The sequence below is a fragment of the Burkholderia sp. BCC0097 genome (assembly GCF_902832985.1).
Lineage (GTDB): Bacteria > Pseudomonadota > Gammaproteobacteria > Burkholderiales > Burkholderiaceae > Burkholderia > Burkholderia orbicola.
In genome coordinates this window covers 64,633-76,641 of record NZ_CADFDM010000013.1, presented here as the reverse complement: position 1 = coordinate 76,641, position 12,009 = coordinate 64,633, and the positions used below count along the sequence as shown (strand labels likewise).

Here is a 12,009-nt window from a genome sequence, read left to right as displayed (position 1 = left end):
ATGACGAACCTGCCGGTTTGCAACCGGAAGGGGCAGCCGCGACCAAGGCGGGCCCGTTCTCTCGAACCTGAAGGTCGGGCTGCCTGTCCGTTGACCGGCGCCATCGCTCGGGGTCCAGCGGCGCGGCTGCCGGCGGCGGACACCGCATTGATTCATTGGGCGTTTGTCTTGTGTCGGGGGGCTGCCATGTCGTATCACATTCGGATCGCGTTTCGAACGGTAGGGGTGTGCACGGCCGTGGTCGCCGCGCTGTCAGGGTGCGCAGGGATGCTGACCGCATCGTCCGGTCCGCAGCCGGAACGCGTGGCGGCGCAGAAGGAAGAAGGCGCCCGCTATACCCAGACGCTGACGTCGTTCATCGCGCTGGTGTCGAACGCCCAGGCCTCCACGCCTGACAGTCGCGCCAGAATACTCGACGCTTACCAGCGCGTCCTGTATCAGTACTCGGTGGCTGCCGTGAGCTGGGTGCGGCTCGTCCATCCGGCGCTGCAGCCCTTGCCGGCGTCCCTGCAGCCGCTTCCCGCGCCGACGGGCACGCCCACGACGGCCGAGATCGATCGCGGCTATGAACACGCGATCGAGATGCGGGTGGCGATGTGGGATATCGGCGAGGCGGCGATCTGGGGGAAGACCTCGAAGATGTCGATCCCCCGCTACCGCGGCACCGCGCCTGCCGTGCCGATGCCGCCGCCGCTGCCGCCATTCCAGGACGCGCGGGATTCCCGGTATGCGAGGCTGGTTGCGCTGACGAAGCAGGCGGACGACGCGCAGCGTACGTCGATCGAGCAACAGCGGCAGGTCGAGGCCAAGGAGTTGGCCAAGGCGCTTGCCATGGCGAGGGCCGTGCCGTACTCGCCGCCGCAAGCGCAGGGCCAGCCTCAGCAGGAACAGCGCTGGTGTACGCAGTCGGGTGGCGGAGTCGTGGGCCGCGTGCCGTGCTGAGCTTGCATCGCCGGGCGGCCTCGGTCGCCCGTTGCGCGTTGCGTTAAGCCTTGCGTGCCGGCTGGCGCGTCCATTCGTTTTCTTCGCCCGGCACCTTGCCGAACGTCTGATCGGCCCATGCGGCACGCGCCGCGTCGATCTTCGCGCGCTCGCTCGATACGAAATTCCATTCGATGAACCGCTCGCCCGGCAGGTGCGCGCCGCCGAGCAGCATCACGCGGGCGCCGTGCGCGCTCGCCAGCGCGACGCTCGCGCCCGGTTCGAGCACGGCCATCGTCGCGGGGGCGAGCGACGTGCCGTCGACGCTGAGGTCGCCGTCGACGAGATACACACCGCGTTCCTCATGTTCAGCATCGAGCGCCAACGTGCCGCCTGCCGCGAATTCCGCAACCGCATAGAGCGTCGGCGAGAACACGGCGACCGGCGACACGAGCCCGAACGCGGTGCCCGCGATCACGCGCACGGTCACGCCGTCGCGCGTGAACGACGGCAGCGTGTCGGCCGCATGGTGAACGAACGCCGGCGTCGTGTCTTCATGCTCGACCGGCAGCGCGACCCAGGTCTGGATGCCGTGCACCGGCTGCTCGCGCGGGCGATCCTCGTCGGGCGAGCGCTCCGAATGCACGATGCCGCGGCCGGCCGTCATCCAGTTCACGTCGCCCGGCACGATCTTCTGCCGGAAGCCGAGGCTGTCGTGATGCATCAGCGAGCCGTCGAACAGGTAGGTGACGGTCGCGAGCCCGATGTGCGGATGCGGCAGCACGTCGATGCCGCGGCCGGCCGGCAATACGGCCGGCCCCATCTCGTCGAAGAAGATGAACGGGCCGACGAGGCGCGCGGCGCGCGCGGGCAGCACGCGGCGCACGACGAGGTTGCCAATGTCGCTTTCGCGCGGCGTGAGCAGGGTCTTGATCGAGGCGGACATGAACGGAAATCTCGTGACGGTGGCGGTGGCGGGCGGTGGCGGGAAATGCTCAGGCGATTGCCGTGTCGATCGTGATCGGATGCGTGAGGATCTTGTGAACCGGGCACGCATTCGCGATCTGCAGCAGGCGTTCGCGCTGCTCGTCGGTCAGGTCGCCCTCGAGCGAGATGCGGCGCACGATCGTGCTGCCCGCGCTGCCCGATTCGTGCGCGAGCTTCACGTGCACTTCGTCGAGCGGCCAGCCTTTTCGTTGCGCATACATCTTCAGCGTGATCGCGGTGCATGCGCCGAGGCTCGACAGCAGCAGCGCGACGGGCGTCGGCGCCGCATCGCCGCCGCCGAGCGACGCGGGTTCGTCGGCGCGCCACTGGTGGACGCCATCGGTGAAGTGGACGAGGTAATCGACCGGGCCGATGCTCGCTTCGACGGTGAGTTCGCTCATTGCGGTTCCAGGTGGGAAAGGGGACGGGCTGGGCAGGCCAGACGTTAAGGTTCGAGCAGGCGCTGCAGCCGCAGCTCCTCGAAATCGAGCTCCGATTCTATGCGGTGCAGCACCGCGTCGTCGACCCGACCGTCGCGATGCAGGTCGAGCAACGCATCTCGCGACACGCCGACCAGCTCGAGCTCGACGCGCAGCATCCGCGCGCGCACGTCCGCGGGTTCCGCGCCGTCGCGATGTGCGTGCTCGTTGAACGCGACGCGGCTCCGGTATTCGGTCAGCAGCCGGTCGAGCGACGCGCGTTCGAGGCCCGCGCCGCGCTGCTCGCGCGCATCGAGCTCGGCGAGCGCCGCGCCGAACGTGTGCGCGCGCACCGCATGTTCGGACATCGTGCGGCGCGCGGCCGGGCGCAGTTTCAGCACGCGGATCAGCGGCGCGAGCGTGCCGCCCTGCACGACGAGCGTCGCGATGATCAGCAGGAACGTGCTGAACAGGATCAGGTCGCGGCCGGGGAAGTTGGCCGGGAGCGCGATCGCGGCCGCGAGGCTCACGACGCCGCGCATGCCCGACCAGCCGAGTACGACGGCTTCGCGCCACGACCACGCCGCGTGGCCCGCGCGCCGCGCGCGCAGGCGACCGGGTAGCCACATCGCGACGAACACCCATACGACGCGCGCGCCGATCGCGGCGGCCGTCGCCGGCAGCGCGACCCGCAGGCCGGCCATCAGCACCGCGCCTTCGTGGTTCACGCCGGCGAGGATCGCGTGCAGCGCGAGGCCGATCAGGATGAACACGAGCGCGTCGAGCACGAACACGATCGCTTCCCACGTCGCCTTCGCCTTGATCCGCATGTCGGCGCCGAACACGCGATGCTGGCGCACGCCGAGCACGAGGCCGCAGGTGACGACCGACAGCACGCCCGAGCCGTCGACGGCTTCCGCGATCCCGTAGCTGCCCCATGCCATCGCGAACGTCACGACGATGCCGAGCATCGGCTCGCGCAGGCGCTGCAGCACCCAGCACATCGCATGGCCGCACGCGAGGCCGACCGCGATGCCGATCAGCGTGAGCGAGAAGAACAGGCCGGTCGCGCTCGCGGCCGTGATCGTGGCGGCGAGCGCGGCCGATACGGCCATCTGGTACAGCAGCAGGCCCGACGCATCGTTGACGAGGCTTTCGCCTTCGAGCACCGCGACGAGCCGCGCGGGCAGCGGGTGGCGCTGCAGGATCGCCTTCGCGGCGACGGCGTCGGGCGGAGACACGATCGCGCCAAGCGTGAAGCACGCGGCCCACGGCAACGCGGGATTCGCCGCATGCACGGCGAGCGCGACCGCGACGGTCGTGAACGCCACGGCCCCGAGCGCGAGCGACGCGATCGACGCGAGCTCCTGCCGGAATTCCTTCCACGCGGTGTAGAACCCGCTCGACATCAGCAGCGGCGGCAGCACGGCCGCGAGCAGCAGCGCCGGGTCCATGTCGGGCACGCGCTTGCCGGCGACGGCGACCACGCAGCCGCCGAGCAGCAGCACGACGGCCGGCGGAATCGACACGCGCTCGGCGAGCCAGGTGAGGGCGCCCGCGCCGCAGATCAACAGCAACAGGTAATGGAACAGCTCGACGTTGGTCATGCGTGGCGGGCGGCGATGCGGCGGATCAAGAGGGCTTGCGGTCGTTCGCGGCGCCGCCCGGCAGCGCGCCGAACATGTGCTGGCTGCACTTCGCGTCGCGCCATGCGGTGTTCAGGCGATGGCCGGACAGCATTCGGCGCGCGACGGGCAGGATCTGTTCGCCGGCCAGCATGCCGAGCAGGCCGGTGAGCGCGATGATCGGCGGTGCGGGCGAGTTCACGCCGATCGCGCCGTAGATCACACCGGCGAGGATGCCGGCGAGCAGCGAGAGGACATACGGTTTCATGGTGGTGCGCCTCGTGATGGCCGAGCGGCGCCGGAACGGCGCCGTCAGAGTCTTGAAAGCGTAGCGGGTTTGCATGAAGAAAAAAAGGGCGGGCGGCCCCGAACGGGCATTCGTTCAGGAATCGGATCGATTCCATTCGCGCTGGGACGGCGTGCCGTCGCTTGCGCTCGCGATGGAGATGCTCGAGCAGCAGGTCGCGATCACGCCGGCGCCGCAGCGGGTGCGCGTGGTCGGCGGCTTCACCGGACATCAGTTCGTGGCGAAGCGGCTGCCGACGATCGGCGAACTCAATGCAGTCGCGCCCGATACGCCCGTGTTCATCCTGCACCTGCGCGATCGCGCGCAGTACGGCTGGCGACGGCGGCACGCGGCAACCCGCACGCCGCATGCAAAAGGGCAGCCCCGCGGGGCTGCCCTTCGTTTGTCCGGGCCGGCGGCGTGGCCGGCCCGTTCGCGGTGATGGCGATGCCGTTACAGGTTCGGCGACAGCGCGAGCGCGTTCGTCAGGTCGCCCATCGGCTGGGCGCCGTTCGCCTTCAGCGCGTCGTCGCGCTGCTGCAGGCCCGCGAGGCGCGGCAGCGAGAAGCGGCGCGTGATGAAGCGCAGGATCGAACCGGTGTCGTACTGCGTGTGATCGACGAAGCCCTTCTTCGCATACGGCGACACGATCAGCGCCGGAATGCGCGTGCCCGGGCCCCAGCGATCGGCGTTCGGCGGCGTCGCATGATCCCAGAAGCCGCCGTTTTCGTCGTACGTGACGACCACGACCATGTTCTTCCACTGCGGGCTCGCCTGCAGGTGCGCGATCACGTCGGCGATGTGCTGGTCGCCGGACGTGACGTCCGTGTACCCCGGGTGCTCGTTGAGGTTGCCTTGCGGCTTGTAGAACGTGACTTGCGGCAGCGTGCCCGCGTCGATCGCCTTGATGAACTCGGCGCCGTTCGCGCCGCCGTCGAGCAGGTGCTGCGCGCGGCTCGCGGTGCCCGGCGCCTGGTTCGCGAAGTAGTTGAACGGCTGGTGGTGCGGCTGGAAGTTCGGCGTCGACAGGTCGGCGCCGTAGATCACGTTCGACGTGCCGTTCTGGCTCGCTTGCAGCGCCTGGCCCCACGCGCCGGAATACCACGCCCACGAGACGCCCGCGTTGGTCATCAGGTCGCCGATGTTGGTCGCCGTCTGCGGCGGCATCGTCGACGGATTGGCGGGGTCGGCGAGCAGCGGATCGCCGCCCGCGGCCGCCTTGTTGCCGCTCGGCTGATACGCCGGCTGCATCGTGTTGATGCCGTAGAAGTCGGGCGTGAGCGCGCCGTCGTTGACGAACTTCGGCGGGCCGCTCAGCGCGGAGGCCGGCGAATTCGTCGCGACCTTCAGCGATTTGCCGTCGGCGTTCAGCACGGCGATCTTGCCGGCCGCCGGGCTCTTGTCGGCATTCGGGTAGTACGGCGCGCACGCGCAGATCAGGTACTGGTGGTTCAGGAACGAACCGCCGAACGCGCCCATGAAGAAGTTGTCGGCGAGCACGTACTGCTGCGCGATCTTCCACAGCGGCAGCTTCGACGGATCGGCCGTGTAGTGGCCCATCGTCAGGCCGCCCGCGTCGGTCCAGGCGGCGTACATGTCGTTCTTGCCGCCGTTGATCTGCATCTGGTCCTGATAGAAGCGGTGCACGATGTCGCGCGTCGCGATGCTCATCGACTGGTTGAAGCCTTTCGGATCGTCGATCGCGAACGGCGCGTTCGGCAGGTTCGCCGTCATCGCCTCGGTCACCGCCGGCGTGATGCCGGTCGCGGTGAGGCCGCCCCAGATCTTCGGCAGCGTCGCCATCGTCGAGCCGTCGCGATCCTTCTGCACCGAATTCGCGGCCGTCGCGTTCTGCAGACCGTTCGCGCCCGGGAAGTTGCCGTACAGGTTGTCGAAGCTGCGGTTTTCCGCGTAGATCACGACGACGTTCTTGACGGCCGACAGGCCCTGTTGCGTGACGTCGTCGCCGCCGCAGGCGGTCAGGCTGAGCGCGGCCGCGAGGGCGATCGGCGTGTAGCGAATCCAGGCGTGCTTCTTCATGCGATGTTCTCTCTCATTCGTCGTTGGTCGCGTGTGGGAACCGGGTGGCGGGAGGGCCGGCGCGCGAACCTCGCGGTACCGCCCGGCTGCGCGCATTATCTGGAACCGATTTGACAGCCGGGTGTAGGGACGCTTTCAATTGACTGTCGGTTGAACGTCATCCAACGGTCACGGAACTGACATAAGCTCCGGCCGATTGCCCACCGCTACCAGAACAACGATGCACACCCTTCTGAAATCCTTTGCGTCCGCGCGATCGCTGATCCCGGCCGCGGCGACGCTCGCGATGGTCGGCGCGCTCGCGGCGCTGGCCGGTTGCGATGCTCAGCCCGGCGCGAGTGCGTCGGCCGCGTCCGTCGTACCGGCGGCGCAGGCCGCTCCGGCCGCCCCGGCGGTCGCGCCGGCCAGCCAGCCGCAGACGCGTGCGCAGGTGTTCGAGGGCGTGAAGCAGATGACGGCACTCGGCAAGCAGCTGTTCTTCGATCCGTCGCTGTCCGGGTCCGGCAAGCTCGCTTGTGCGTCATGCCATAGCGCCGAGCATGCGTTCGGGCCGCCGAACGCGCTGTCGGTGCAGCTAGGCGGCGACGACATGCACCGTACCGGCTTTCGCGCGGTGCCGTCGCTGAAGTACCTGCGCGGCATCCCGCCGTTCAGCGAGCACTTCCACGATTCGCCGGACGAAGGGGACGAAAGCATCGACGCGGGCCCGACCGGCGGGCTGACCTGGGATGGTCGCGTCGATACGCGCGATGCGCAGGCGCGCATTCCGCTCACGTCGCCGTTCGAGATGAGCAGTTCGCCCGCGCGGGTCGCGAAGGCGGTTCGCGCCGCGCCGTACGCCGACGCGTTCCGCAAGGCGTTCGGCGACCAGGTGCTCGGCGACGACCGGGCGACGTTCGATGCGGTGCTGCGCGCGCTCGACGCATTCCAGCAGCAGCCGGCGCTGTTCGATCCGTACACGAGCAAATACGACGCGTATCTGGCCGGTCACGCGCGGCTCACGCCCGCGGAGTTGCATGGGCTGCAGCTGTTCAACGACGAGAAGAAGGGCAACTGCGCGAGCTGCCACATCAGCCAGCGCACGCTCGAAGGCGGCCCGCCGCAGTTCAGCGATTTCGGGCTGATCGCGATCGCGGTGCCGCGCAACCGCGCGCTGCCCGTCAATCGCGATCCGCGCTTTTACGATCTCGGCGCCTGCGGCCCGGAACGCACCGATTTGAAGGGGCGCGACGAATTCTGCGGGCTGTTCCGCACGCCGTCGCTGCGCAACGTAGCGCTGCGCAAGACGTTCTTCCACAACGGCGTGTATCACTCGCTCGAGGACGTGATGCGCTTCTACGTCGAACGCGACATCCATCCGGAGAAGTTCTACCCGGTCGTGCACGGCAAGGTGCAGATCTACGACGATCTGCCGAAGCGCTACTGGCCGAACATCAACCGCGAAGCGCCGTTCGATCGCAAGCGCGGCGACCAGCCGGCGCTGAACGCGGCCGAGATCAAGGACGTGATCGCGTTCCTCGGCACGCTGACTGACGGATATCAGCAAACGGCCGCGTTAGCCAAGCCCTAGGGCCTGTTCCCCCGTTTGGAAAAATGCATTCGTGGGGGCCAGCGCGATCCCGTTATTAGCGGGAACAGGCCCTCGAGGCGTTCATTACAGCACGCATGCTATGCTCGCTCGCTGACGGGCGTGGCGCATGCCGGAGGGCCGGCCCCCGGTTCGCCGGCACGCGCCACGCCGTTCGATCGAACATCCAAGGAGAAAAACATGTCGATGCGTGCATCCCTTTCCGTCGTCACGCGTGTGCTGGCCGGCGCCGCGTGCGCAGCCGCGATGCTGCCCGCCCATGCGCAGAACAACCTGAACTTCCTGAACGACACGCCGATCAGCTATTTCAGCAAGACCGACCGCGCGTCGCTCTCCAGGGCGGTCGTGCAGGCGCGCGACGAAGGCAAGGACGGCGAAACCACGACGTGGCAGAGCAACGGCCGCGGCACGCAGATCGACGCGAAGCTCACGCCGAGCACGACCGAGACGGACGGCAAGACCTGCCGCGAAATCGCGACCGAAATCACCGCGAAGGGCCAGACGATGACGCTCAAGCCCGTCTACTGCAAGACGGCCGCGGGCAAGTGGCAGCTGCAGAAGCGCTGAGCACGCGCATGATGAAGCGGGGCGGCGCGCCGCGCACGGTGTCGTGTGGCGTCGTGATCCTCGATACGGCCGGCCGCGTGTTCCTCGCGCACGCGACGGACACCACGCACTGGGATATCCCGAAGGGGCAGGGCGAACCCGGCGAGACGCCGGCCGACGCCGCGCTGCGCGAGCTGCTCGAGGAAACCGGCATCGAGTTCGTGCCGGCGCGCTTGCTCGATCTCGGCCGCTTCGCGTACCGGCACGACAAGGACCTGCACCTGTTCGCGGTGCAGGTGGCCGAAGGCGAGATCGATCCCGCGCGGTGTACGTGTACGTCACTGTTTCCGAGCCGTCGCGACGGCTCGATGATTCCCGAGATGGATGCGTACCGCTGGACCGTGCCGGGCGACGTCGACACCTATGCGAGCCGCAGTCTCGCGCGGCTGTTTCGTACGAAGTTGTCGCTGGTGGAACTGCATCGACGATTGACGGGCGCGTGAATGAGCGCTGCAGCGTCCGCTGCCGCCATTCATTCTTCGGCGTACGCCGATAAAAAAACCGGCCCTCGAGCCGGTTTTTTCATGAGCAGGCAGCGGGGCGGCTTGCGAAGCCGCACGCCGCCGCGCGCAGCAGGCCGTCAGGCCGGCTTGCCCCAGCTGTCGCGCAGCCCGACGATCCGGTTGAACACCGGCTTGCCCGGCTTCGAATCGACACGGTCTGCAACAAAGTAGCCGTGACGCTCGAACTGCAGGCGCGTTTCCGGCGCGACGTCGCCGTTGCCCGGCTCGAGGTACGCCTGCACGATCTTCTTCGAATCGGGGTTCAGCGCCTCGAGGAAGTTCGCGCCGCCCGCGTCCGGGTGCGGCTCCTTGAACAGGCGGTCGTAGATCCGCACTTCGGCCGGCTGCGCGTGCTTCGCGCTGACCCAGTGGATGTTGCCCTTGACCTTGTACGTGTTCGCGCCTTCGGTGCCCGACTTGCTGTCCGGGAAGTAGTTGCAGTGCAAGGCCGTCACGTTGCCGTCGGCGTCCTTGTCGAAGCCCGTGCACTCGATCACGTAGCCGTAGCGCAGGCGCACCTTGTTGCCCGGGAACAGCCGGAAATAACCCTTCGGCGGATTCTCGACGAAGTCCTCGCGCTCGATCCACAGCTCGCGCGAGATCGGGAACGTGCGCACGCCGCGGTCCGGATGGTGCGGATGCACGGGCGCCGTGCAGGCTTCCTCGAGGTCTTCCGGATAGTTGTCGATCACGAGCTTCAGCGGATCGAGCACCGCGACCGTACGCGCGGCCTTGTCGTCGAGGTCGTCGCGCAGCGCGCCTTCGAAGATGCTCATGTCGATCCATGAATCGATCTTCGTCACGCCGATCCGCTCGCAGAACAGATGAATGCTTTCCGGCGTGAAGCCGCGGCGACGCACGCCGACGATCGTCGGCATCCGCGGGTCGTCCCAGCCGTCGACGTGGCCTTCGGTGACGAGCTGCAGCAGCTTGCGCTTGCTGGTGATCGCGTACGTGAGGTTCAGCCGCGAGAATTCGATCTGTTGCGGCAGCGGGCGCGTGAACACGCCGGCTTCCGCGAGTTCGTTCAGCACCCAGTCGTACAGCGGGCGGTGATCCTCGAATTCGAGCGTGCACAGCGAATGCGTGATGCCTTCGAGCGCGTCCGAGATGCAGTGCGTGTAGTCGTACATCGGATACACGCACCATGCGTCGCCGGTGCGGTAATGGTGCGCGTAGCGGATCCGGTAGATCACCGGGTCGCGCATGTTCATGTTCGGCGACGCCATGTCGATCTTCGCGCGCAGCACGTGCTCGCCTTCCTTGAACTCGCCGGCCTTCATGCGGCGGAACAGGTCGAGGTTTTCTTCCGGCGTGCGATCGCGGAACGGCGACGGCTTGCCGCCTTCGGTCAGCGAGCCGCGGTTCGCGCGCATTTCGTCGGCGCTCTGGCTGTCGACGTACGCCTTGCCGCGCTGGATCAGCAGCTCGGCGAATTCGTACAGCTTGTCGTAGTAGTCGCTCGCGAAATACTGGTGATCGACCGCGTCCTTGCGCCAGTCGAAGCCGAGCCAGCGCACCGCGTCGACGATCGAGTCGACGTATTCGACGCTTTCCTTTTCCGGGTTCGTGTCGTCGAAGCGCAGGTGGCACACGCCGCCGTAGTCGCGCGCGACGCTGAAGTTCAGGCAGATGCTCTTCGCGTGACCGATGTGCAGATAGCCGTTCGGCTCGGGCGGGAAGCGCGTTTCGACGCGGCCGCCCCATTTGCCGGTGCGGTTGTCGTCGTCGATGATGTTGCGGATGAAATTGGAAGCCGCGGGGGCGTCGTTGCGTTCGGTGCTCATGCGGTTGGCGTCAGGGTTGTGTCGGCGCGTCGCGCCGGTTTAATCCTGTAATTCTACCTGACCGGGGTCCGTCCCGCGCGGCCTGCCGGTCGGTCGCCGTCCGTGCGCGATGCGTACCGCAATATATCGAGTGTGTGTCGGCTGTAACACGACGTAAATCGGATTGCCGGCGCCGTTCGACTTTTCCTATGATGGCTCCACCGATTCAATGCCGCCGTTTGCGATTTTCGCGTGGCGGGAGGAAGCCAATAATCATGATGAAGAAGACCACTTTTCTCGTTCGTACCGCAGTGATCGTCGCGGCCCTGTCGCAACTCGGCGCATGCGCGATGACGCATACGCAGCGTAATGCCGGTATCGGCGCGGCCGCGGGCGGCGCGCTCGGCTACCTGATCACGGGCGGCCCGATCGGCACGGTGGCCGGCGCGGCGGCAGGCGGCCTGGTCGGCGCCGGCGTACGCTGATTCACGTCGGCGGGCGTCCGCGGTGCGGGCGCATCCGACCGCCGCTTCGGTCGTGACGCGCGCCTGAGCGCGTCACGACCCGCTCGAAGGTCACGCACATCCCCCGGATTTTGACAGGCACCATCAGGGAGAGGCGGGTGTGCGACACTGCGTCGACGCTACAACACGACTCCATTCGTCGACGCCTGCGTTCATGAGCGATCCCCTCGTTTTCGTCCTGCCCGGCTATGCCAATTCGGGCCCGCTTCACTGGCAGAGCCGCTGGGAGCGCGCCGATGCGCGCTTCTCGCGGGTCGCGATGCCTGACTGGAACCGCGCCTTCCGCAACGGCTGGTGTCTCGCGCTCGACCGGGCGGTCGAAGCCGCGCGCGGGCCCGTGCTGATCGCCGGCCACAGCCTCGGCACGCTGACCACCGCATGGTGGGCGACCCGCTATGCACGCCCGGCCGCGCTCGCGAAAGTACGCGGCGCGCTGCTCGTCGCGTTGCCCGATCCCGCCGGGCCGGTGTTTCCGGCCGACGCGCATGGTTTTGCCCCGGTGCCGCGCGAGCGGCTGCCGTTTCCGACCTGCGTCGTCGCGAGCAGCGACGATTCGTACGGTTCGCTCGCGTTCGCACGCGGCTGCGCGAACGCATGGGGCAGCACGTTCCATGACCTCGGCCCGCGCGGCCACATCAACGCGGACAGCGGGCTCGGCGACTGGCCGCAAGCGCGCGGCTGGCTCGACGCGCTCGGGTGTTAGTCAGCCTGCTGGTCGTGCGCGGGTCGCGGCCGTGTGATCCC

At 67.9% G+C, this 12,009-nt stretch carries 12 protein-coding genes and 1 pseudogene; 7 read left to right on the top strand and 6 right to left on the bottom strand.

The window, feature by feature from the left end; all coding sequences use genetic code 11:
• Window positions 1-267: 267 nt before the first annotated feature.
• A complete protein-coding gene (locus tag HWX07_RS33260) occupies window positions 268-942 on the top strand; it encodes a hypothetical protein (RefSeq protein WP_244130062.1) in 675 nt (224 codons plus the stop codon).
• Window positions 943-985: 43 nt separating this feature from the next.
• On the opposite strand, the gene HWX07_RS33255 is transcribed toward HWX07_RS33260, so the two are convergent.
• Genes HWX07_RS33255 through HWX07_RS33240 form a run of 4 tightly spaced genes read right to left on the bottom strand, consistent with a single transcriptional unit; the run spans window position 986 to window position 4,220 of the window.
• Entirely contained in the window at window positions 986-1,867 is an 882-nt protein-coding gene (locus HWX07_RS33255; protein WP_175879196.1) for a pirin family protein, read from the bottom strand.
• A gap of 49 nt (window positions 1,868-1,916) precedes the next feature.
• Window positions 1,917-2,309, bottom strand: coding sequence for an OsmC family protein (locus HWX07_RS33250; protein ID WP_124467998.1), 393 nt, complete (start codon window positions 2,307-2,309; stop codon window positions 1,917-1,919).
• A 44-nt stretch (window positions 2,310-2,353) separates the two neighbouring features.
• Entirely contained in the window at window positions 2,354-3,934 is a 1,581-nt protein-coding gene (locus HWX07_RS33245; RefSeq protein WP_175879195.1) for a sodium:proton antiporter, read from the bottom strand.
• A 25-nt stretch (window positions 3,935-3,959) separates the two neighbouring features.
• Window positions 3,960-4,220 carry a XapX domain-containing protein gene (locus HWX07_RS33240; protein WP_034174167.1) on the bottom strand — a complete coding sequence of 87 codons (261 nt, stop codon included), beginning with the start codon at window positions 4,218-4,220 and terminating at the stop codon, window positions 3,960-3,962.
• Window positions 4,221-4,359: 139 nt separating this feature from the next.
• On the opposite strand from HWX07_RS33240, the pseudogene HWX07_RS33235 reads away from it, so the two are divergent.
• Window positions 4,360-4,563 (top strand): annotated as a pseudogene (locus tag HWX07_RS33235) (amidohydrolase family protein); the annotation flags it as partial.
• Window positions 4,564-4,691: 128 nt separating this feature from the next.
• On the opposite strand, the gene HWX07_RS33230 reads toward HWX07_RS33235, so the two are convergent.
• The gene (locus HWX07_RS33230; RefSeq protein ID WP_027806366.1) at window positions 4,692-6,278 is read right to left on the bottom strand and encodes an acid phosphatase; all 1,587 of its coding nucleotides are present in this window, start codon (window positions 6,276-6,278) and stop codon (window positions 4,692-4,694) included.
• A gap of 220 nt (window positions 6,279-6,498) precedes the next feature.
• Between HWX07_RS33230 and HWX07_RS33225 the strand changes: the two genes are divergently transcribed.
• The 3 genes from HWX07_RS33225 to HWX07_RS33215 all read left to right on the top strand — a co-directional run bounded on the left by HWX07_RS33225 (window position 6,499) and on the right by HWX07_RS33215 (window position 8,915).
• Window positions 6,499-7,848, top strand: coding sequence for a cytochrome c peroxidase (locus tag HWX07_RS33225; protein ID WP_105798488.1), 1,350 nt, complete (start codon window positions 6,499-6,501; stop codon window positions 7,846-7,848).
• 198 nt (window positions 7,849-8,046) lie between these two features.
• Entirely contained in the window at window positions 8,047-8,433 is a 387-nt protein-coding gene (locus HWX07_RS33220; protein ID WP_034174165.1) for a hypothetical protein, read from the top strand.
• An 11-nt stretch (window positions 8,434-8,444) separates the two neighbouring features.
• Window positions 8,445-8,915, top strand: coding sequence for an NUDIX hydrolase (locus tag HWX07_RS33215; protein WP_175879243.1), 471 nt, complete (start codon window positions 8,445-8,447; stop codon window positions 8,913-8,915).
• 137 nt (window positions 8,916-9,052) lie between these two features.
• Here the strand turns inward: HWX07_RS33215 and HWX07_RS33210 are convergent, their stop codons facing one another.
• The gene (locus HWX07_RS33210; protein ID WP_175879194.1) at window positions 9,053-10,762 is read right to left on the bottom strand and encodes a glutamine--tRNA ligase/YqeY domain fusion protein; all 1,710 of its coding nucleotides are present in this window, start codon (window positions 10,760-10,762) and stop codon (window positions 9,053-9,055) included.
• Window positions 10,763-11,016: 254 nt separating this feature from the next.
• On the opposite strand from HWX07_RS33210, the gene HWX07_RS33205 reads away from it, so the two are divergent.
• Both HWX07_RS33205 and HWX07_RS33200 read left to right on the top strand, forming a co-directional pair.
• Window positions 11,017-11,226 carry an ornithine acetyltransferase gene (locus tag HWX07_RS33205; protein ID WP_006476248.1) on the top strand — a complete coding sequence of 70 codons (210 nt, stop codon included), beginning with the start codon at window positions 11,017-11,019 and terminating at the stop codon, window positions 11,224-11,226.
• 193 nt (window positions 11,227-11,419) lie between these two features.
• Complete coding sequence (locus tag HWX07_RS33200; RefSeq protein WP_175879193.1) at window positions 11,420-11,968, top strand: alpha/beta hydrolase; 549 nt, start codon at window positions 11,420-11,422, stop codon at window positions 11,966-11,968.
• Window positions 11,969-12,009: the final 41 nt, after the last annotated feature.